Source organism: Thalassovita taeanensis, from assembly GCF_900110775.1.
Classification (GTDB): Bacteria; Pseudomonadota; Alphaproteobacteria; order Rhodobacterales; family Rhodobacteraceae; genus Litorimicrobium; species Litorimicrobium taeanense.
The window spans coordinates 1-21,658 of the sequence record NZ_FOEP01000022.1 but is presented as its reverse complement, the minus strand read 5'-3'; the positions used below and the strand labels follow the sequence as shown (position 1 = coordinate 21,658).

Sequence of the window (21,658 nt, the reverse complement as noted above, 5' to 3'; positions counted from 1 at the left end):
CGGGCCGTGATGGCGTTGGTCATACGGGAAATGAGCACCACTTACGGGCGCTCGCCTGGGGGGTATATCTGGGCGCTGGCCGAACCCGTCGGCGGGATCATCCTCATGACGGCAATTTTCGGGCTGATTGCCCGCAATCCGCCTTTGGGAACGAATTTTCCGCTGTATTTTGCCTCCGGTATTTTGCCTTTCATGATGTATCAGACGTCCGCGAACAAGGTGGGGACGGCGATCCGGTATTCCAAACAGCTTCTGGCCTATCCGTCTGTGACGTATATCGATGCAATCGTGGCGCGGCTGGTTCTGACCATCCTGACCGAACTGACGGTGGCCCTGATCTTGCTGTTTGTGATTGTCCTTGCCTACGGCGTGCATCTGAACGTCAATTATACTGACTGTTTGCGCGGGGTGGCCATGGCGCTTTGCCTGGGGGTCGGGGTGGGTCTGGTGAATTGCTATCTGATGAGCATGTTTGCGATCTGGCAATTCATCTGGTCGGTTGCGAACCGACCGCTTTTCATTATTTCAGGCGTGTTTTTCCTGCTTGATCCTTTGCCAGAAAAGATCCGGACGCTGGCTTTGTACAACCCGGTGGCGCATCCGATCATGATGGTGCGCCGGGGCCTCTATGACACCTATGACGCGGTCTATGTGTCCGAAATTTACGTCTACATGGTGTCCCTTGTTCTTGGCGCAATTGGTATGCTTTTACTGCATCGATATCACAGAGTGATCATGGACGAAGGCGCATAGGGGCGCTTGCCATTGCCTTGGCTTCCCGGCGTTGTTATGCGAGGCGCTAGTTAGACAGGGTCATATTATGACAGAGATTTCCATGGGGCCGGTTGCTCGGGCCAAGCGCATGTTGCGGTTTCACTTTCCAAGCGGTCCGCAACGCGAGTATATTAAAGCTGTACGGGACTCGGGCCTGTTCGATCCGGTCTATTACCGGGGCGCCTATCCGGGGATCAATCCCGCCTTCATGCGCGATCCGATCCGGCATTTTGTTCTGTATGGCGAGGAGCGCGGCTTTCGCCCCAATCCTGATTTCTCGCCCCGGGCCTATATCCGTTATAACCCCGATGTGGCCGAAATCGGGATGGCGGCGTTTTACCACTATGTGGTGGCAGGGCGGCACGAAGACCGCATCACCAAGGAACTGCCCGAAACCAACAGCCTGCCACAGATCGACACGCCGATTCTGCGCTTTGACCCTGACCGCCCCAAGGCGCGGTTTGCCGTGGTGGCGCATGTCTATTATCCTGATCTTTGGCCGGAGTTTGCCGAAACCTTTGCCCGGCTGCCAATTGATTTCGACCTCTATGTGACCCTGACCTATCGCGGCGAGGAATCTGACGCGTTGGCCGCGGAAATCCGCGAACAGTTCCCCCATGCCAAGGTGGTGCCGATTTCGAACCGGGGGCGCGATATTCTGCCCTTCCTGCTGCTGGTCAATGCCGGGGCTCTGGAGGGCTATGAGGCGGTCTGCAAACTGCACACCAAAAAATCCCCGCACCGCGAGGATGGCGACCACTGGCGTCAGCATCTGATCGGCGGCATCCTGCCCGAAGAGGGGCTGCCTGCCCTGCTGGACACGTTCCTGAGCGACCCCGAGGCCGCCTTCTGGGTGGCGGACGGGCAGCATTTCAACAGCACCGAATGGTGGGGATCGAACTTCGAGGTCACGCGCTATCTGATGCGCCGGATCGAGATGGAAATCGGTCCGGATGTTTTGTCCTTCCCGGCCGGGTCGATCTATTGGATGAAGCCGCTGATGGTGGGCCTGCTGAAATCGTTGGACCTGCGAGAGGAGAGCTTCGAAGAAGAAGAGGCGCAGGTTGACGGAACCCTGGCCCATGCATTGGAACGCGCGATGGGCTTTCTGGCGATGGCCGCGGGCCATGAGGTGCGCCAGACAACGCAATTGGAAGAGCAGAAACTCAAACCCAAGCCGTTGCCGCGCCCGGCCTTTACCAGCGCGTTTTATCTGCCGCAGTTTCACCCCACGCCGGAAAACGACTCGTGGTGGGGCAAGGGCTTTACTGAATGGCGCGGCACTGTGTCGGCCCAAAGCCTGTTTGCGGGGCATATTCAGCCGCTGTTGCCGTCAGATCTGGGCTTCTACGATCTGCGCGTCACCGAAGTTATGGGCCAGCAGGCCGAACTGGCGCGCAACGCAGGCATTGATGCCTTTTGCGTCTATCATTACTGGTTCGACGGGCGGCGTATTCTGGAACAGCCACTGGACCGGCTGCTGGAGCGCCCCGAGATCGATTTCCCGTTCTATCTCTGCTGGGCCAATGAAAGCTGGCGGCGCAACTGGGACGGCTTGTCAGGCGAGGTTCTGCTGGATCAGACCTATGCCACCGGGTTTGAGCAGAAGCTGGTTCACGACAGCCTGCCCTATATGCAGGATCCGCGCTATTCCCGGCCTGACGGCAAACGCCCGCGTTTTGTGATCTACCGTCCCGAAGACATGCCAGACCCCGCAGGCAGTGTGAAACGCATGCGCGCGGCGTGGAAAAAGGCCGGGATCGGAGAGGTCGAGTTGGGGGCGGTCTGTTTCCATGTGGATGGCGAAAACCCGGTTGCAGAGGACGTGTTCGATTTCTGGATCGAAATGCCACCGCACGGGATCGTCACCGTTGATGATTTCCTGTTCGGCGGCCCCGAAGGCAGCAAGCTGGGCCGCGAAGTGCATGGCGGTTTCCAGGGGCTGATCTATGACTATAACCGCGTGATCGAAAATTCGAGCAGCGAAAAATATGTCTCGAACCTGCCGAAAAACACCATTTGTGGCGCGATGCCCAGTTGGGATAATACCGCCCGTCGCGGCCTGAAGTCGCATATGGCCTATGGGGCCAACCCGGCCCGGTTCGGGGTCTGGTTGCGGAAACTGGCCCGGGATCGCCTGCCGCAGTCTTACCGTCAGGAATTGTTCCTGAACGCTTGGAACGAATGGGCGGAAAAAGCCGTGTTGGAACCCAGCGCAAAATATGGGTCTTTGTATCTGGACGTTCTGCGCGCCACGATCAAATCTGACACTGACTGACCAAGAAGAAAGAGCCGCCCCACGTGTCCAAGGTTGTCCTTCACATAGGTACGCATAAAACCGCCACCACCACCATTCAAGACATGTTTTGGGCCAATTCCGAGCTGCTGGAGCAGCACGGTTTGATCTATCCGCGTCTGCTGGAGAAGCAGACTGGCCATCATGGGTTGGTGATCAACTGGGAAAAAATGCCCAAGATGTTTCGCCTGCCCGATGGGGATCTGGGGACGCTGAAGGCGCTGACCGACCGCTATGCCGATCAGGATGTCACCCTGTTTCTGAGCAGCGAGGAGTTTTCCCGCGACCGCTGTCTGGTCGATGCGGCCAAGCTGCGCGAGGTCCTGGACCCCTTTGACGAGATCGAAGTGATCTGCGTGTTGCGCCCGCAATGGCAATTCCTGCAGTCGGTTTATGTCGAAGTTTCGCGCGGGCGCTGCCCGCCGCGCCCGGCCAAGGTGGTGGAGCAGGCGATCGAGACCAGTCTCTATGAAGGGCTTTGGGTCGATTATAATCGCTTGCTTGAGCGGCTGGAGGGGGCGTTTGCCCCCGAGGAAATCACGCTGATGCCCTTTGATACCTGTCGCCACCATCCGGGTGGGATTGTGGGCGCGTTTCTGGCGCATCTGGGGGTGGACCTGACTGCGGATCAGCTGCAGGTGGTGAATGAAGGGGCCTCGAACGTATCGCCGATGTCACTGGCCAGCTTTGCGGCCAGTATTATCGCGGAACCTAAATATGCGCCGCTGTGGCTGGTGAACAAGACCGCCCATGCGTTGCGGCAGGAATACGGGGCGGGCGTGAAACCCTGCCTGTTTACGCGCGCTGAATTTCACCGGCTGAAAACCCATTTTGACGCCAGCAATCAGACCCTGGCCCAGCATCCGGTGGCGCAGCGGTCGGGTTTTGCGCTGGAGCCGTTCAGCCCGCAGGGTGTAACCCTGTTTCGCGAGGATATCTCAATCGCGTACTGGGTGCGCATGGCGCGGTTCGGTTTTGAAGCACCGCTTAATGCATCGGAAAAAACTGGCAAAATACCCCCCGCAGGTCCAGAACAGGGCAAATAAGAGGTCATATTAGTGGGCCGCATCCTTAGGTGTCGGGAAAGGAAAACGTATGCCGATTTACATGAAGGATGGAAAATCTGCCCTATTCATCCATATCCCCAAGGCGGCGGGCACCTCGATTGACCATGCCTTTTTGCGTCAGGGTGAGAACGCCGGTGGAATACTGCACCACGTAGCGGCCGGATTGTCCGGCTGCAGATAGGCTGATTTGCCTGTCCTGCTAGGCTCTTTGTTTGGACGGGGGCGTGATTGAAGCACGTTGATTTGTATGGGCGCGTTCGTCACGCTGTTCTTGTTGATGGCATGAGCCGTCGGGAAGCAGCGTGTAGCCGTCGCGGTCAAAGACTTCCTTCAGTTTGCGGCGCGCGTGTGCCCAACAATGGGCCACGCGAATGGGGTCGCCGCCCTTGCGCGCGGGTTTGGTCAGCCTGTTGTAGCCCTGATAGCCGTCGATCTGCAGGATGCCGTCAAAGCCGACGAGAAAGGTTTCGGCATTCTCGCCCGCCCGACCGGTGGCATAGAAGTAAACCACATCGGGTGGGTCCTCGCCGCCCCATGGTCGGTCATCGCGGGCAAGTGCCCAGAGATAGCCAGTTTTGGTTTTGCCGCGCCCCGGATCCAGCACCGGGGCGGTGGTTTCATCCATGAACAGCTTGTCGGATCGCTTCAGGTGTTCGGCCAGTCGGTCTACAATGGGCTTAAGGTGGAACGCCGCCTTGCCAACCCAATCCGCCAGCACGGCGCGGTGCAGATCAAGACCCGCCCGCGCCAGGATCTGGCTCTGTCGGTATAATGGCAAATGGTCGGCATACTTACTGACCAGCACATGAGCGATGGCCGCCTCGGTCGGCAACCCGCCCATGATCAGATGCGCTGGCGCAGGGGCCTGGGTCACGCCGTCGGTGCAGGTCCGACAGGCGTATTTCGGGCGCACGGTGACAATGACGCGCAACTGGGCCGGCACGATGTCCAGCCGCTCGCTGCGGTCTTCACCGATCTTGTGCATGATACCGCAGCCACAGGGGCAGATCAGGCTGGCGGGTTCGATAACCTCTTCGATGCGCGGCAGTGCGGTCGGCAGATTGCCGATGGTGCGCTTTGGCGTAGGCTTCGTTGTCGTCTTGTCAACTGTCTTGGCGGCCAGATGGTCCTTCTGCACCTCGACCTCGGCAAGTGCGATGGACAAGTCTTCGAAGGCCAGTTGCCGCTCATCCTCGGTCAACTTTTCCGACCGCTTGGCATGCAGGGCATGGTTCAGCTCGGCGATCAGATGCTGTTGGCGTTGGGTGATATCCTGAAGTGCAGTGATCGTTTCCATCAATGACGTAACCACCGCGCGCTGCGCGGCAGGGATGGTGGAAAGGCCAATGGCGGGCATCTCGATCATGGCCCGAGACTACGATAAAACCACAGTAAAAACACGTCAAAGACGGTGGTTGATTCATTCTGCCGCAGCAGATGGGCGCGTCTCCAAGGCCTTGACCTTACGCCAGTCCAGACCGGCAAACGGGGCCTCAAACTGGGCGTGGTTCAGCGCCATAATCCCGTCTTTGATCGCAGGCCAGGTGAAGGTTGCCTCCTCCAGCCGTTTGTAAGCCATCACCAGTCCGGTGCCGTCCCAGTAAAGCAGCTTCAGCCGATCCGCCCTGCGCGACCGGAACACAAACACCGTGCCCGTGAATGGATCCTTGCGCAGCACAGATGACACGATTTCAGCCAGGCCATCATGACCTTTCCTGAAGTCCACGGGCTGCGTCGAGACCAAAACCCGCACGCGGTTTGACGGGAACATCATGGCCGTGACCCAATTGCCCGCACGATCTCGGCAATCCGGTCAGAACTGGTGGTGCCATCGAGCCTGATTGTCACTTGGCCGATCTCAATCTCGATAGGGTCAGCGGATGCAGCGTCAGACTTGGTAAGCGGTGCAGACACTGCTGGCACAGGAGTATCGCCGCCATCAACCGACATAACAATCTCGAGCTTGTCGTCGTCATGCCAAAAGCGTCGCCGCTCAGCCCCAAGAATTTCGCCACGCATCGCAGACCCCACATAAGAGACGTCGCTAATGACGTCATTAAACACGTCTCTTAGATCGCATCGTCGGCTCCGCTACGGTCGCCGGTTTAAGATTCACAGGTCCAGGTTCGTCTTCTCCCCGTTTCGGAAAATCCCGGCCGTCCTGCCGCAGCGTTGCGGAGTAGGTTGGATCAGGTCTGGTGATACGCCCTGCGTTCGACGCGGAGCGCCTGACCTGCTGCGATTGCCAATTTCCGAAGGACGGTTGAGGCGAGCCAGTATGCGGAACGCATATGTCGTGAGACGTGATCCCGCTGCCGCGCTGCGTTCGACATCATGCAGTCGACACCCAACAAAGGACGTCCGGCGATACGCCGAAGACGGCGTGCGGAGGGCGTGAAGCGCGCGGCGTTTGCCGCATCGCGCGGTGCAATAAGCGCGAAGCGCGACCCATTTGACAAGGGACGGGAAATCGCCCCTGCGTGGCGATTTTTTACATTGAGTACATGCCCGCCGACTCCACTTGCGTTAGGAGTCGGCGGGCTTGTACGAAGTTGGCAAGAAATAGGAACGTTAACTTCAAAATGTCACGCGGCCGCAGACTGACCGAGACTGAGTGTCTGAGCATCACCAGAGAGCGATCTCGGGGCGTTGCTGCTGCCGAACTTGCCGCGCGCTATGACGTCAGCCTGAAGTCTATCTACAACGCTGCCAATCACGCCTCAGAGCGGCAGGTGGCTAATGCCAGCCGGTCTCGCGTGGTCGGCATCCGTGTGTCGGAACGCGACCTTAAGGGCTTTGATGCCGCACTTGGGCGGCGCGGTATCGCGCATCGGTCAGATGCCATGCGGCGGTTGATGCTCGCAGCCGATGACATTCTACGACCCGACGAGACAACTGAGGTGCCCCTAGTTTGCTAGACACCTGCCTTGTTCAGTTTCTGCTGTCTGATTTCGAAGTCAACGGGGGACAGCATGCCGTTGTTCGTGTGCTTGCGCTTCGGGTTGTAGAAGAGCTCGATGTATTCGAACACGTCACGCCTGGCGTCGTCGCGTGTCGGATATGTCCGCCGCCTGATCCGCTCCCGTTTCAGAAGCTGGAAGAAGCTCTCCGCGACGGCATTGTCATGGCAGTTGCCGCGTCGGCTCATGCTGGGTTCGAGGTTGTGCTGGCGGAGAAACGTCTGCCACTCCCGGCTCGTGAATTGGGAGCCTTGATCTGAATGCACCATGACCTGCCCTTTTGGCTTTCGCCCGCCAGACGGCCATCAACAGGGCCTGCAGGGCCAGGTCCGTGGTCATGCGTGATTGCGCCGACCAGCCAACCACGCGGCGCGAGAACAGGTCGATGACGACGCAGAGATACAGCCAGCCCTCATGGGTCTTGATGTAGGTGATGTCAGTTACCCAGACCTGATCGGGTGCGGCAACCTCGAACCGCTGCTCCAGCCTGTTCTCGGCCACGATGGCTGGCTTGCCGCCATACCGGCCCGGACGGCGCTTGTAACCGACCTGCGCGGCGATCCCAGCCAGAGACGCCAGACGCGCCACCCGGTTCTCGAATATCCGTTCGCCCTGGTCGCGCAGATCGTCCGTCAGCTTGCGATAGCCATAGACCCTGCCGCTCTCGGCCCAAGCCTGTCGGATCAGTTCGGTTTGACGGACATCCTCTTGCGCACGCTGGCTTAACGGGTTCTTAAGCCATGCGTAGAAACCGGAGAAATGGACCCGCAGCACCCGGCACATTGCCCGGACACCGAACTCTTCGCGGTGTGCCCTGATAAAGGCGTACTTCATTGGGACCCTCGCGCGAAGTACACCGTTGCCTTCCTAAGAAACAGCCAACTCCTGTGGCATGGGCGCCAAGGCATAGCCGAGTGTCTTCGCGCGACGCTGGAGATTTGAGAGCACACGTTGCCGGTGTCGCTCGTCGTAGGCTGCCGCCCCCTGATCCTGGTAGGCCATGCCATGGCGGATGGCATTGTAGAACAGAACGGCAATCTTGCGCGCCGTGGCCGTCACCGCCTTTTGCTTGCCGATCCGCGCCGAGAGGCGTCGATAGAACGCGCCGAGGGCCGTGTCACTCCGGCCAATTGTGACGGCAGCCAGCCGCAGAAGTGCAGCGGCGCGGCTTGAAGATCGACGCGTCCGCGAGGACAGCAGCTTGCCGCCAGAGATCTTGTTCCCCGGGGCCAGACAGAGCCACGACGTGAAGTGCTTGGCGCTCTTCCAGGCATGCAGGTCCGTGCCGCATTCGGCCACCAGCTTCAGAGCCAGCGATGGCCCGAGGCCGTGGATCTGCGTCAGATCTGTGCCCAACACCCCGTAGAGCGCAGCCCGCACATCGAAGGATGGCGCATTATGCTGCCTGCCCTTGATCCGCGCCTTGGGCAGCGGGGCCAGATCATCGTCTGCGCGGATCGTCAGCGCCCCCACCGCAGCCTCCAGCCTACGGTCGCACGTCTCGATCTGTGCCTTGTAGAAGTCGTAAAGCTCCAGCGACTGTGTCAGGGCAAAGACGTGCTCCTCGCGGTCGTTGCCGACCAGCGCGGCTTTGATCGTGTCCATAGAGGATTTGCAGCGGACATCCCGGAACGCGGCAAGAACCTCCGGATCGCGCTCGTCGGCGACGATGGCACGGATGATCCGCATGCCGGTCGCACCAGTGATGTCGGAGACGACATGATGAAGTTGCAGGTTCATCTCCATGAGTGCCTTCTGCATGTGCTGGATATGGGCGGCAGCATACTCAGTGAGCCGTTCCCGTTGGCGCATGTAGGCGCGCAGGGTGGCGATCTCGGCCTCGGGGCGGAAACTGCCACGGAGCAACCCATAAGAGTGCAGCTGGCGCAGCCATCCCGCATCGCTGACGTCCGTTTTGCGGCCTGGCACATTCTTGGCATAGCGGGCATTCACCAGGATGACCTCGAAGCCATGCGCCTCCAGGATCTCGAAGGCCGGTATCCAGTAAACGCCGGTCGATTCCATGGCCACGCTGGTGACGTCGCACGACCGGAACCACTCGGCGAGGTCGTGCAGGTCTTGTGTGAACGTCCCGAAGGCGCGCACCAGCATGGCGTCAGCGTCAGAGTTCACAGCAGCCATGTGCATGGTCGAGCCAATATCGATCGCCACCGCATTCGGATTGACCATCTTCAGTTCCGGGTGGTCGCCGGGCATGGGTTTTGCCATCGCATCTCCTCCGTTCAAGGCGAAGGGCGTGGGCCATGCAAGTTCGTCATCTTCCTAACCGGGATCGCCGCAAGCACGACGTCACCACTCTCAAGTACGCATCAGCCCATGTGCCACGTTTTTTAACGGGGTCAGAGCCTCCAATAAGCGATCGGCAACTGCCCTTCACGCGCAGCATAGCATAGGCTGTTTATACCGCGCACAGGCGGGCTGCGGCCCGGAACGGTTTTTTAAGATGTCGCGCTCCTCGGTCACGCGGGCCAGTTCGCGCTTCAGGCGCCGATTCTCGGCTTCGTGGTCGACGCCATTCGTCTTCGACTTCGGTTCCGTGAAGAGCTTCATCCATTTGTAAAGAGAATGCGTGCTGACGCCCAGGCGCCGGGAAACCTCCCGAACCGGATATCCCCGCACCGTAATCTGGTGCACTGCGTCGCGTTTGAACTCGTCGCTGTAATTGCTTGTCCCCATGTCGGCCTCCTCGCCTCAAAGTTAGGGGGCAAAGCGTCTACAAATCTAGGGGCACCTCACTGTAAGGGCCATGGAGGCAGGCAACTGACCTCGTAGATAATGTTTAGGCCTTCTGTGTTAGCGACCCGATGATCTCGTCTTAAGGACGGTGAGAGCCGCAAAAGCGTACTCTGTGTTTGTTATGGGAGAGACTGTCGTTGACCAAATCTCCAAACTGAGACATTTTATGAACGTAGCCACCGATAGCCAAACCGGCGGCGTTCATTGGCCAGATCCCGCAGCCGCTGGCGCAGCTCGGTTTCGGCCGGTCGTATGGACTGGGAGCGGATCATCTTGCGATCCGCCCCAACAAGGCGGCAGGCCCGACGCTCCGACAGGCCCAGCGTGGCCTGAAGATGTGCAACAGCTTCGCGCTTTCCGGCGGACCCTACCATTTTTGAGAGCAGTTCCTTCATCGCCGCATTCGCCCATTGTCCTCGGACCAATGGCGGACAAGGGTTCATTCCAGCATCTGCTCGGCCAAAAGCTTCCTCAGTTTTGCGTTCTCATCCTCGAGCGCCTTCAGCCGCTTGGCATCGGAAGCCGTCATCCCGCCAAACTTCGCCTTCCAGGCATAAAAGGTGGCTTCCGACATCCCGTTCGGCGCTACAAACGGTCCCCCGGACCGTTTTCCTGACGCTTGAACTGCGACAAAGGTCGGCGCATTTCGCCTCAGCCTCATGCTCGGTCAGAATGCCGATGATCTGTTCTTCTGTGTCTCTCGTTCGCTTCATTGTCCGTCCCTTCGTTGGGGCGGACTCTAATTCCAAATGGAGGAAAAATCCCGTGGCAGGTCACATGGAGACCGGATCGAGGCCGCTATCACAGCTGCCAGGATCGCGGCCAGCGACGGAAGCGGTGCCATCTTCGCACCGCTGGCTATGGGTGTGGCAGGGGGCTGCGTGCATCCGGTTTTCCGTTTGAGCGGTTGGCCCGCTGGTTAGACGGGATGGACAGCGCTGCGCTGGCCGCAATGCGTCACTTGGACAGTATTGAGGCATGGACTGGGTGGCCAGATCAAGCCAAGTGGCGCACTTTCTCTCCGGCGCTTCGTGCTGTTTTGGTCCGGCGTTGACATCAGGGCTGGAAGGTCGGTTTCAGGATGGCGGCGGACAGCCCAATTCGGTGTCGCGTCACCTGAGATGTTCGTTTCAGCACTTTCATGCCGCCCTGCTGCGCGAGGTGATGGTGCTGAGCAGTTTCGACGTAGTATTTACCGTCATACGCGACCCGATGGTGCGATTGCAAAGCGAATATCTCTGGTGGCGGGCCCATTCGCTTTTGCCCCTGCCCGACTTTGACGTCTGGGTGAACCAGATGTTTGATACTTACGCCCTGGATCCCTTCATGATGAACAATCATATCCGCCCGCAGGACAGTTTGTGCTGCCGCAGGCGCAGGTGACAGGAGGCCAGCCATACGGTGGAGCGGCTCTCTGACCGTCTGGGCATGCCCTTTCCGGTCAGCGAGGGCGCGGTGGAAAATGCCTTGCCCCAGGACGCAGGGCTGGAGATGACACCGGCCACGCGCAAGCGGGTCCATGCGTTTTATGCAGGCGATTTTGCGCTGCATAAGAGGGGGATGCAGGCGTGATCCCGACCCGTCGGTTGCCATGGCGTTTTGCATGGCATTAAATGACGGTATTGCTTGGTTAGATTTCATAGCAGGATGATAGATGAAACCCGTATTGATCATTGGGCACAGCCATATCGGTTGCATCCAGCAGGCCTATGCCGAACGCGGCAAGAAGGTTGCGGGGATGAATATCGAGTTCGCTCCGATTGGCAGCGATTATTACCAGCCCAATCTGGATGATCAGGGCGTGCTGACCCCCAAGATCGCCAAAATTGTCAGTGCCCCGCGGTTTGAATTGATCGTGTCCTGTGTGGCCGGGAACGCGCATTTCAGCCTTGGGCTGGTGAACAACCCGCGCAAATATGATTTCGTGCTGCCGCAGGCCCCTGATTTGCCACTCGAGGATGGAGCGGAAATTATGCCCTATGGGTTGATCCGCCAACATCTGGCCGACATGGCCCATGAAACCATTCCGGTTCTGCCCGCCATCTGCGCCACGGCCAAGGCGCCGGTGCTGCATCTGGAATCTCCGCCCCCCGTTCCGGCGGAAAACGTTCAGCGCCATGCGAAACATTTCGCACCGTTGATCAACAATTACGGCCTGTCCCGGCGCGAGCGGGTTTGGCGGTTCTGGCGGCTTCAGGCCCAGATGATGATGGATATCTGCGCCGAGCAGGGAATTCCCTATCTGCCCACGCCGGACAGCATGAAAGATGAACATGGCTTCCTGATGCCCGCCGCCTGGCGCGACGACCCCACCCATGCCGGCCCGGCCTATGGCCATGCCGTGCTGGATCAGCTGAGCCGCTATTGCGCCCAAACGGAGGCTGCCCGATGAGCCGCACCCCCTATCGCGATCTGCCCGCCAGCGCCTATTGGCGGCGCTCTGTCGCGGCCCTGCCTGCTGATCAGGTGGATCCGGTGGATGAAACTCCACGCTTTGGCCTGACCCCCACCGACAAGGTGATGACCGCAGGCAGCTGTTTCGCGCAGCATATCGCCCGCTACATGCGCCAAAGCGGCTTTGACGCGATGATCACCGAAACCGCTCACCCGATGATTTCCCCGGAAAACGCGGCGACCTATAATTACGGCACCTTCACCGCGCGCTATGGCAATATCTATGTGGCGCGGCAGCTGTTGCAGCTGTTCAAGCGCGCCTATGGGCAATTCACCCCGCAAGAGGACGTCTGGGACGGCAAGGCCGGGTCCTTGATTGATCCGTTCCGCCCGCAGATCCAGCCCGATGGCTTTGCCTCCCGGCGCGAATATGATCTGGACCGCGCCCAGCATTTCGCCGCCGTGCGCAAAGGGTTTGAAACGCTGGATGTGTTCGTGTTCACCCTTGGCCTGACCGAAGGCTGGGTGTCAAAAGAGGATGGCGCGGTTTTCCCGCTGTGTCCGGGCACCGCCGGGGGCGCATTCGACCCGGATCGCCACATGTTCCACAATTTCACGGTCTCCGAAATCGTGGCCGATCTGACCGAATTCATCACCCTGCTGCGCGGGGTGAACCCCAAGGCGCGGGTGATCCTGACCGTGTCGCCGGTGCCGCTGATCGCCTCGGCCTCGGGCAAGCACGTGCTGAGCGCCACCACCTATTCCAAATCGGTGCTGCGCGTGGCCTGCTCCATGCTGGAAGAGACCCTGCCCGATCTGATGTATTTCCCCTCTTACGAGGTCATTCTTGGCCCGCATGCGCGCGGCGCCTATCTGGCGGAGGATCTGCGATCCGTCCGCGAGGTGGGGGTGGCGCATGTGATGCGGCTGTTTTTTCGTAAACTGGCCGGGGCCGATCTGGAGTTCGGGCAATCGGCGGCCCCTGCCCCCGCGCCCATCGGTGATCTGGCTACTCAGGAAATGGAACGGCTGGTCAAAGTGGTCTGCGATGAAGAGATCCTTGACACTCAGGCCCGCACCGCCAACAGCTGATCCCCTGCCCGCCGCCTGACATAATGTGAAGAAGACATGAGCCTGACCAGTATCGAAATCTTGCTTGATGGGATCGTGACCCCGTCCACCTTTCACGAAGCGCCTCGTGCCAAGCCTGAAGGCGGCGGGGTCATTCCGGGCCGGTTTGGCGGCGGGGCTTACTGGGCCAATGGGGCGTTGTTCGGCCGTGGCGAAAGCGTGTTCAACAGCCATAAAAACGATCCGGCCAAACAGATCGACCCGGTCTCGGCGCAGGACCATCTGAAGGGACGGTATCTGTATCTGGGCCTGTTGCAGAACGCGCATTTCGGCCATTTCATTTCTGAAAACATCGCGCGGCTTTGGGCGGCGGACCTGCTGTCGGGGCTGGATGGCGTGGTGTTTTATGCGCTGCATCCCGATCAGCCTGTGCAGAATTCTGTACTCAATGTGCTGCGGTTTCTGATCCCGGATCTGCCGTTGATCCGCATTGACCGCCCCACCCGCGTGGAGCGCCTGTTCGTTCCCGCGGCTTTCAGGTTTCCGGCGGGATTTGTGGCGGGCCATCCGTTGATGCGCGATTTCATGGCCGCCGGTGTGGCCCGCGCCCGCAAGGACCGTCCGCAAGGCCCCGAAAAAGTGTTCGTGTCGCGTGCAGGGCTGGCCCGCGAAGGCGCGCGTTTTGTGCTGGAGGCCGAGATCGACCGTAATATGCGGGCGCAGGGCTATACTGTCATTCATCCCGAAATGCTGGGGGCGGCCGAACAGCTGCGCCATTATGCGGATGCGCACCAGTTGGTGTTCTCCGAAGGCTCGGCCCTGCATCTTTATGCGCTGGCCGCGCGGCCTGATCAGCAGGTCTTTATCATCTGGCGCCGCAAGACGGTCTTCCCGGTGTTCGAACGTCAGATTACCTCGTTCGCAGGACCTGTGCCCAAGGGCGACAATCACGTGCTGGAAATGCTGTTTCACCGTCGGTTCCCCGGCGCCAATGCGCGTGCGCAAAGCCTGCTGAATTTCGCCGCGTTAGGGTCTGATCTGGCGGCCTGTGGGTTCATCCAGCCCAGCGGTTGGCAGGCCCCCACGCCTGAGGCGCTGCATCAGGAACTGGAAAACCTGTCAGACGCGTTCGATGTCGGCCCGGCCCATCAGGCCCTGTCTGTGGTGTCGGAGGGATGAGCGTCAAACCTTTCGCACGCGAAAGGTTTGACATGCCGTCAGGATTTTACCTGATTGTTGCAATTTACCCCATCACGCAATTGATATACCGCTGCCGCGTATCGCGCCCTGCGAAGAGGTTTTGTTTTGTCTAAAGTCATTATTCATATCGGCACGCATAAAACGGCCACAACCACCATTCAGGAACGGTTCTGGTCCTTTGCCCCTGAGATCTCCGATCGCGGTATCGTATACCCGTTGCTGAACCATATCCCAGGCCACCACGGTCTGACGGCGCTGTGGTCTCCGGTGGGGGATGAATTCGAACTCCCGCAGGGGGCAAAGGCCACGTTCGAGCAGATTTGCACGGATTATGCGGACAGCGATTTTACCGTTGTGCTGAGCAGCGAAGAATTTTCGCGCGCCGGGCCGCGGGGCGGGGTGAACTACAAGGAGCTGCGCCAGCATCTGGAGGCTTTTGACGAGGTGCAGGTGGTTTGCGTGCTGCGTCAGCAATGGTCGTTCATGCAGTCGGTTTATCTGGAACTGTCCAAAAGCATTTCGCCGCCGCGCCCGCCGGTTTTGCTGACGCCGGCCCTGAACCACGGGGTCTTTGCCGGACTTTGGGCTGATTACACAATGCTTCTTGATCGTCTGGAAGATGCGTTTGGGCCCGAAAATGTGACCCTGATGGAGTTCGACGCTTGCCGCAAAAGCGAAGGCGGCGTGATGGGCAGCATGCTGCGGTTTCTGGGGCTGAACCCCGAAGACGAGGATCTGAAGCCGATGATGTCGGGCGCGTCCAACGTGTCGCCCCCGGCGCTGGCCAGCTGGGCCGGCAATATCGTGTCTGAACCCAAGGCGGCCCCGGCCTGGCTTTTGCGCCGGGCCGAGCATTATCTGCAACAGGAATACGGCCTCAAGGCCAAGCATTGCCTGTTCACGCGTGTGGAATTTGACCGGCTGAAAGAGCATTTCGATCCGCTGAATGCCGAACTGGTCCGCCGCCGCAAACCGTATCAGCCCGATTTCGAATTTTCACCGGCCAGCCGCGAGGCGCTGAGCCTGTTCCGCGAAGATATCGGCGTCACATTTTGGCTGCACTTCTGCCGGAATTTGGCACAGGAGATATTGTCTTTGGAAGGCGTGGATTTCGCAAGGAAGTGATCCGCCTTCGGGAACGTCAGGGCCTTTGTTCGCTGTAAACTAATTATTGAGCATCCCGTTGCATGAAATAACGCGCTTTCGGCGCGCAGGTGGTCTGCGTGCTAGGCGAATGGCAGGGGGTGTGATATGGCCGATAACGACATTAATTATAAAATTGTTGGACTTATGGCAGATGAGAATATTTCCGGCGGTGCCGGCAAGGACACCCTTATTGGGGGCGGTGGTAACGATACGCTTCAGGGATTTTCAGGTAATGACCTTCTGATTGGCCAAGCGGGGGATGACCGCCTTGATGGCGGCGCCGGCGCTGATCAGGTTGTGTATTACCGTGACGGCGGCACACAGGGGGTGAATGTCAATCTTGCAACCGGTGTGGCGCGTGACACCTATGGCAATCTTGATGCGCTGATCAGCATTGAATCGGTTTTTGGCTCGGCCTTGAATGATACGCTTTTGGGCGCGGCCACCAATGACACGCTCCATGGTTGGGACGGCAATGATTTCATCGATGGCGGCGGCGGGGATGACCTGCTGGTTGGCGGGGCAGGCAACGACACACTGAGTGATGGCAATGGGCAGGATCAGATTGCCTATTACCGTGATGGTGGCACGCTGGGGGTGAATGTTAATCTTGCAACCGGTGTGGCACGCGACACTTTTGGCGATCTGGACACGCTGATCGGCATTAAATGGATCTATGGCTCGGCCTTTAATGATACGATCTTGGGCAGTGCGGCCGCGGATACGCTGCTTGGCTGGGAGGGCAATGACCTGATCAACGGCCAGGGTGGCGACGATCTGCTGACTGGCGGGGTCGGGAACGATACGCTGAATGGCGGCGCGGATTTCGATACGGCGTCGTATCAGAATGACGGCGGCACACAGGGCGTTGTGGTCGATCTGGGCGCGGGGACGGCCACCGATACCTGGGGGCATACCGACAGCCTGATTTCGATCGAATATGTTTACGGGTCAAACCTTGGGGATCGGCTGATCGGGTCGGACGCCGAGGATAACCGTCTGTTCGGGTATGGAGGGGATGATTATCTCGACGGTGGAGATGGTGAAAACCTGATATTCACCGGCGAGGGCAACGACACCATCGTGGTGGGAACCGTCTCTGACGACGTGCGTGACAACGTCATTATCAGCGGCAGCGGCAACAAGACCGTTATCGGAACCACCTCGCTGGGGTCGCGATATGGCCACCAGATGGTGTTCCAGGTCGACGAAGCTGTGACCGTGAATCTGGCCACGGGGATTGCGTCCTCGGCCAATATGCGGGTGGATTTCTCGCAGGCTCTGCACTTCCTTGAAGTGAAGGGCACCATGCACAACGATACGCTGATCGGCGGCAACCCCCAGCATGATTATCTGGAGTGGTTCACCGGGTATCAGGGCAATGACACGATTGATGGCGGCGGCGGGGATGCCGACACCATGGCCTATGAGGCCGAGGTGGTGACCGGCTCGTTCAACTTCCGTCTGGGCCGGTATGAGTACGGCACGATGGGGCTGATCGTCGATCTGGTGGCCGGGACAGGGCGCGATGCCTTTGGCTTTACCGATACGCTGATCAATATCGATGATATCCGCGCCACACCTTTCGCGGATAATCTGCTGGGCAATGATCTGGAAAACGCCTTCTGGGGGTTGCGGGGGGCGGATACGCTGAACGGCGGCGCCGGTGTGGACCGCATCCACTACGATGAAGATTTCGATCGTGGCGGCATCGCAGGTATCCGGGTGGATATGAACGCCGGCACTGCAGTGGACGGTTTTGGTGATACTGACCTGATCAGCGGTATCGAAGAGGTCTATGCGACCGGGCAGAACGACCATGTTATCGGCGATAATGGCGACAACCGGGTTTTCGGCTATGCAGGCGCGGATACTTTGCTGGGCAATGGCGGCAGCGACGTGCTGTTGGGCGGTGCGGGCAATGACGTGATTGATGGCGGCGTCGGCGATGATGAAGTCTGGGGCGAGGCGGGCAATGATACGCTGCACGGTGGCGCGGGCTTTGACATTGTCCGCTATATCGAAGCCGCGAGTGGTGTTGTGGTCGAGCTGTCCGCAGGGCGTGCCGAAGATGGCGAAGGCGGCACGGATACCCTGATCGGGATCGAGGCGGCGCATGGGTCGCAATTCAACGACGTGCTGGGCGGTGATCTCGGCGACAACGAGTTGCAGGGCTTTGGCGGCAACGACACGATCAACGGGGCTCAGGGCGATGACCTGCTGTTGGGCGGTGATGGTCATGACAGCCTGTTTGGTGGCACGGGTGACGATGAAATCTGGGGCGGTCGCGGCAACGATACGATTGACGGCGGCGCGGGGCTGGATTTCATGCGCTATCGCGACAGCACCGCACGTGTTGTGGTGGACCTTGTCAATGGCGAGGCACAGGATGGCTTTGGCGGCTCTGATACGCTGCGCGACATCGAGAATATCGATGGGTCTATCTTTGATGACGTGCTGCGCGGAGATCAGAATGCCAACGAATTGCGCGGTTATGACGGTGGCGACACTCTCTCGGGGAATGCCGGGAATGACACGCTGCTGGGCAATGCCGGCAATGACAACCTGCAAGGCCAGACCGGCAATGACGAGATCTGGGGCGGTCGCGGCAACGATACGATCGACGGCGGTGCGGGGATTGATCTGCTGCGCTATCTGGACAGCACCGCCGGGGTTTCGGTGGATCTGGCCGGGGGAACGGCGCAGGATGGGTTTGGCGGCACTGATACGCTGAGCGGGCTGGAAAGTGTCGATGGCTCGACCTTCGGCGATGTTCTGGCGGGCGATGTCGGCGTCAATGATCTGCGCGGCTTTTCCGGGAATGACACGCTGGCGGGCAACGCGGGCAATGACATCCTGCAAGGCGGTGAAGGCCATGACAGCCTTCTGGGTCAGGCCGGTGATGATGACCTGTCGGGCGGCACTGGCAATGACACGATGGATGGCGGTGCCGGGCGCGATGTGCTGCGGTATCTGGACAGCAGCAACGCGGTGACGGTCAATCTGGCGACGGGGACAGCGCTGGACGGGTTCGGTGGCACCGACACGCTGCGCAACATCGAAGACGTGCGCGCCTCGCAATACGGTGACCGGTTGACCGGGGATGCCGGGGTAAACCGCCTGTTCGGCTTTGGCGGCAATGACACGATTGATGGCGGCGCGGGCGATGACATCCTGCATGGCGATGAAGGCGATGACAGCCTTCTGGGCGGGACCGGCAACGACGAGTTGTGGGACAGCGAGGGCAACGACACGATGGATGGCGGCGCCGGGCTGGATACCCTGCGCTATCTGAACAGCAGCGCCGGGATTACTGTGGATCTGTTGGCCGGAACGGGCAAGGATGCCTCGGGCGGGACCGACACGCTGCGCAATATCGAATATGTCCACGGGTCCTATTACGGGGACAGGATTGGCGGCACGAACAGCGATAACCGCCTGTTTGGCTTTGATGGCGCCGACACGATCAACGGCAATGGCGGCAACGATTATATTCAGGGCGGGCAGGGTGATGACAGCCTGACCGGCGATGCCGGGGCCGATACGCTGGAAGGCGCGATTGGCAACGACACGATGGTCGGCGGTGACGGGCTGGATCTGGTGCGCTATCTGGACGACGTCGGCCCGGTTGTTGTGAACCTGGCTGACGGGACGGCCCGTGACGGGACCGGCGGAATGGATGTTCTGAGCGGGATCGAAGACGTTCACGGCTCGTTGCACAGTGATAACGTGACCGGTGACGATGCGGCCAACCGCCTGTTTGGGTTTACCGGGGCGGATACGCTGATCGGCCTTGGCGGCGATGACGCGCTGCTGGGGGATGGCGGCAATGACCAATTGTTCGGTGGCGATGGGCGTGACGTTCTGTTGCCGGGCGAAGGCGACGATACGATCGATGGCGGCGCAGGCCAGGACCTTGTACAGTTCTTGGACGAAACTCAGGGTCTGACTGTGGATCTGGTGCTGGGCTATGCTCAGGGGCGCGACCGCGACACCTTGATCAATGTCGAGGATATTGACGGTTCGGGTTTCGATGACCTGTTGATTGGCAACAGTGCCGTCAACGTTTTGTCGGGGCAGGGCGGGGCAGATACCCTGATCGGCGGCACCGGCAATGACGTGCTGGCCGGACGCGAAGGCGGAGACCGCTATGAATTCATGGCGGGGGATGGTCTGGATGTGGTGAATGATCTGGGGGATGGCACCGGAACGGACCGGGTCGTGATCCATGACTATTTCGCCCGAAATGCCACGGTTTACCGGCAGAACGACACGAATGAATCGATCGTGGTCAATTTCGGCCCGACCGGCGATGTGCTCATTTTGGTCAATACGCTGAACGGGTCGCATACCGGCGCGATTGAGGAAATCGAATGGGCCGATGGTGCGGTTTGGACCCATGCGGATCTTTTGTCCAATATGGGACAGATCGGATCGCTGGAATCCGTGGCCCCGACCGATCAGGATAACCTGCTGAACGGCACCAATGGCGATGACGTCACCGATGCGCTTGCTGGCGACGATTTGGTGCGGGGTCTGAATGGGGATGACAGCCTGTCGGGTAGCGACGGGAATGACACCCTGATCGGCGGCGATGGCGATGATACCTTGCTGGGCGGTGGCGGCAATGACGTGCTGAACGGTGGTCCCGGCAATGACGTCAAGGATGGCGGCGACGGGTCCGATACCGCAGTCTATAGCGTGAGCCTGGATGATGCGACCGTCAGCTATGCGGGGGGGACCTTTACGATCGTATCGCATCTGGGTCGCGATGTTGTCAGCAATATCGAGGGATTCCAGTTCACCGATCAGACGCTGAGCTTGGCGCAGATGATTCAGGTCGGTCAGAACGCAGTACCTGTTTCGAGCCTGCCTGCCAGCGTCAGCAGCATCGAAGGTGCGGTTTCCGTGGACTTTGGTCAGTATTTCTCTGACCCTGATGGCGGCGCTCTGAACTGGGAGGTGCAGGGCCTGCCCGAAGGTATGACCCTGTCCGAAAACGGTCTGGTGATCAGCGGCACGGTCGAGGCCAGCATCGTTCCCTATACCGTCACGATCACCGCACGCGATCCGCTGAATGGGACGGTCACGGCCTCGGTGGAATGGGTGATCGAAAACGTGAACGCCGCGCCCGAAGGGGCGGTTGTGATCGCAGGCGACCCGGTGGTGGGCGAAACCCTGATCGCGGATACCGCTGCGCTGACAGATGCCGATGGTCTGGGCGAGATGGAATATGTCTGGCTGCGCGACGGTGTTGCAATCGGGGGGGCAACTGCTGCCGCCTATGACGTTACCACGCAAGATGTCGGGGCCGCGCTGACCTTGCGCATCGAATATGTCGATGGGTTTGGAACCACGGAAACCCTACAGAGCGCGGGCGTGACTGTGTCGAACGGTGGTCTGACCCGGACGGGTACGGATGGGGATGACCTGCTGTCTGGTGGGGCCGGTCCGGATGTTCTGGATGGTCTTGACGGCAATGACACGCTGAACGGCACCGGCGGCGATGACACGCTGCGCGGTGGTGATGGCAACGATGTGCTGATCGGCGGGACCGGGGACGATTTCCTGATCGGCGGCGAGACCGAGGCCGACCTGCGCGACGTGATCTATGGCGGCGACGGGAATGACACGATCGACGGCGGTTATGGCAACGATGAACTGCGTGGCGATAATGGCAATGACAGCGTGTCTGGCGGCTTTGGCACGGACACTGTGATCGGCGCGGACGGGGACGATGTTCTTACGGGCGAGGCATGGTCGGATGTTCTGTATGGCGGGGCCGGGAATGACTTCCTGAATGGGGGCTTCGGCTATGACCGGGTGAACGGGGGCGCCGGGGCTGACCGGTTCTTCCATCTGGGTGTGGCGGATCACGGTTCGGATTGGATCCAGGAATATACGGCCGCTGATGGCGACGTTCTGGTCTTTGGTCAGGGCAGTGCCACGGGCGATCAGTTCCAGGTGAACTTTACCGAGACCGCCAATGCCGG

The 21,658-nt window shown here is 59.8% G+C and carries 14 protein-coding genes and 5 pseudogenes; 12 read left to right on the top strand and 7 right to left on the bottom strand.

The features are described from left to right. The first annotated feature begins 9 nt into the window (after positions 1–9). The 3 genes from BSF79_RS18665 to BSF79_RS18655 all read left to right on the top strand — a co-directional run bounded on the left by BSF79_RS18665 (position 10) and on the right by BSF79_RS18655 (position 4,116). Positions 10–753: an ABC transporter permease gene (locus tag BSF79_RS18665; protein ID WP_090271342.1), complete on the top strand. Its 744-nt coding sequence runs from the start codon at positions 10–12 to the stop codon at positions 751–753. Between the two features lie 67 nt (positions 754–820). Next, on the top strand, positions 821–3,052 hold the full coding sequence (locus BSF79_RS18660; protein WP_425443248.1) for a glycoside hydrolase family 99-like domain-containing protein: 2,232 nt from the start codon (positions 821–823) through the stop codon (positions 3,050–3,052). Positions 3,053–3,075: 23 nt separating this feature from the next. Further along, positions 3,076–4,116 carry a hypothetical protein gene (locus BSF79_RS18655; RefSeq protein WP_139246499.1) on the top strand — a complete coding sequence of 347 codons (1,041 nt, stop codon included), beginning with the start codon at positions 3,076–3,078 and terminating at the stop codon, positions 4,114–4,116. A gap of 343 nt (positions 4,117–4,459) precedes the next feature. On the opposite strand, the pseudogene tnpC reads toward BSF79_RS18655, so the two are convergent. From tnpC to BSF79_RS19610, 3 genes and pseudogenes are all read right to left on the bottom strand, one after another. Beyond that, positions 4,460–5,503: pseudogene (tnpC, locus tag BSF79_RS18650) on the bottom strand (IS66 family transposase); the annotation flags it as partial. Positions 5,504–5,557: 54 nt separating this feature from the next. Continuing rightward, positions 5,558–5,911, bottom strand: coding sequence for an IS66 family insertion sequence element accessory protein TnpB (gene tnpB / locus BSF79_RS19615; protein ID WP_139246498.1), 354 nt, complete (start codon positions 5,909–5,911; stop codon positions 5,558–5,560). Beyond that, a complete protein-coding gene (locus BSF79_RS19610; protein WP_139246497.1) occupies positions 5,908–6,156 on the bottom strand; it encodes a hypothetical protein in 249 nt (82 codons plus the stop codon). Before BSF79_RS19610 ends, tnpB begins: the two co-directional genes overlap by 4 nt. 563 nt (positions 6,157–6,719) lie before the next feature. On the opposite strand from BSF79_RS19610, the gene BSF79_RS18640 reads away from it, so the two are divergent. After that, entirely contained in the window at positions 6,720–7,055 is a 336-nt protein-coding gene (locus BSF79_RS18640) for a hypothetical protein (RefSeq protein WP_217650102.1), read from the top strand. Here BSF79_RS18640 and BSF79_RS18635 read toward each other — a convergent pair. The 4 genes and pseudogenes from BSF79_RS18635 to BSF79_RS18620 all read right to left on the bottom strand — a co-directional run. Next, positions 7,052–7,964, bottom strand: a pseudogene (locus BSF79_RS18635) (IS3 family transposase); the annotation flags it as partial. The gene BSF79_RS18640 and the pseudogene BSF79_RS18635 overlap by 4 nt on opposite strands. Beyond that, on the bottom strand, positions 7,965–9,326 hold the full coding sequence (locus tag BSF79_RS18630; RefSeq protein ID WP_090271340.1) for an IS110 family RNA-guided transposase: 1,362 nt from the start codon (positions 9,324–9,326) through the stop codon (positions 7,965–7,967). A 228-nt stretch (positions 9,327–9,554) separates the two neighbouring features. After that, positions 9,555–9,794: pseudogene (locus BSF79_RS18625) on the bottom strand (transposase); the annotation flags it as partial. Between the two features lie 233 nt (positions 9,795–10,027). Continuing rightward, a pseudogene (locus BSF79_RS18620) lies at positions 10,028–10,567 on the bottom strand (transposase); the annotation flags it as partial. Positions 10,568–10,630: 63 nt separating this feature from the next. Here BSF79_RS18620 and BSF79_RS20150 point away from each other — a divergent pair. The 8 genes and pseudogenes from BSF79_RS20150 to BSF79_RS18585 form a co-directional block, all read left to right on the top strand. Then, a pseudogene (locus BSF79_RS20150) lies at positions 10,631–10,896 on the top strand (hypothetical protein); the annotation flags it as partial. Further along, positions 10,833–11,237 (top strand): sulfotransferase family protein, encoded by a 405-nt coding sequence (locus BSF79_RS18610; protein ID WP_175545378.1) that lies wholly within the window; start codon positions 10,833–10,835, stop codon positions 11,235–11,237. The pseudogene BSF79_RS20150 and the gene BSF79_RS18610, both read left to right, overlap by 64 nt. Positions 11,238–11,255: 18 nt before the next feature. Then, entirely contained in the window at positions 11,256–11,426 is a 171-nt protein-coding gene (locus tag BSF79_RS19880; protein ID WP_175545377.1) for a hypothetical protein, read from the top strand. Positions 11,427–11,508: 82 nt separating this feature from the next. Then, positions 11,509–12,246, top strand: a complete 738-nt coding sequence (locus BSF79_RS18605; protein ID WP_090271338.1) for a hypothetical protein — start codon at positions 11,509–11,511, stop codon at positions 12,244–12,246. Further along, positions 12,243–13,340 carry a GSCFA domain-containing protein gene (locus tag BSF79_RS18600; protein WP_090271337.1) on the top strand — a complete coding sequence of 366 codons (1,098 nt, stop codon included), beginning with the start codon at positions 12,243–12,245 and terminating at the stop codon, positions 13,338–13,340. Before BSF79_RS18605 ends, BSF79_RS18600 begins: the two co-directional genes overlap by 4 nt. A gap of 36 nt (positions 13,341–13,376) precedes the next feature. Then, a complete protein-coding gene (locus BSF79_RS18595; protein ID WP_090271336.1) occupies positions 13,377–14,498 on the top strand; it encodes a glycosyltransferase family 61 protein in 1,122 nt (373 codons plus the stop codon). Positions 14,499–14,624: 126 nt separating this feature from the next. Beyond that, positions 14,625–15,644, top strand: coding sequence for a hypothetical protein (locus tag BSF79_RS18590; protein WP_090271335.1), 1,020 nt, complete (start codon positions 14,625–14,627; stop codon positions 15,642–15,644). Between the two features lie 126 nt (positions 15,645–15,770). Beyond that, positions 15,771–21,658: calcium-binding protein (locus BSF79_RS18585; RefSeq protein ID WP_090271334.1), on the top strand; the 5,888-nt coding region annotated here is incomplete at its 3' end.

Excerpts from the sequence above, each read along its gene's own strand:
- tnpB (WP_139246498.1), bottom strand. The coding sequence starts at position 5,911 with ATGATGTTCCCGTCAAACCGCGTGCGGGTTTTGGTCTCGACGCAGCCC.
- BSF79_RS18605 (WP_090271338.1), top strand. The coding sequence starts at position 11,509 with ATGAAACCCGTATTGATCATTGGGCACAGCCATATCGGTTGCATCCAG.
- BSF79_RS18600 (WP_090271337.1), top strand. The coding sequence starts at position 12,243 with ATGAGCCGCACCCCCTATCGCGATCTGCCCGCCAGCGCCTATTGGCGG.
- BSF79_RS18640 (WP_217650102.1), top strand. The coding sequence starts at position 6,720 with ATGTCACGCGGCCGCAGACTGACCGAGACTGAGTGTCTGAGCATCACC.
- BSF79_RS18660 (WP_425443248.1), top strand. The coding sequence starts at position 821 with ATGACAGAGATTTCCATGGGGCCGGTTGCTCGGGCCAAGCGCATGTTG.
- BSF79_RS19610 (WP_139246497.1), bottom strand. The coding sequence starts at position 6,156 with ATGCGTGGCGAAATTCTTGGGGCTGAGCGGCGACGCTTTTGGCATGAC.
- BSF79_RS18595 (WP_090271336.1), top strand. The coding sequence starts at position 13,377 with ATGAGCCTGACCAGTATCGAAATCTTGCTTGATGGGATCGTGACCCCG.
- BSF79_RS18630 (WP_090271340.1), bottom strand. The coding sequence starts at position 9,326 with ATGGCAAAACCCATGCCCGGCGACCACCCGGAACTGAAGATGGTCAAT.
- BSF79_RS18665 (WP_090271342.1), top strand. The coding sequence starts at position 10 with ATGGCGTTGGTCATACGGGAAATGAGCACCACTTACGGGCGCTCGCCT.
- BSF79_RS18610 (WP_175545378.1), top strand. The coding sequence starts at position 10,833 with ATGGACTGGGTGGCCAGATCAAGCCAAGTGGCGCACTTTCTCTCCGGC.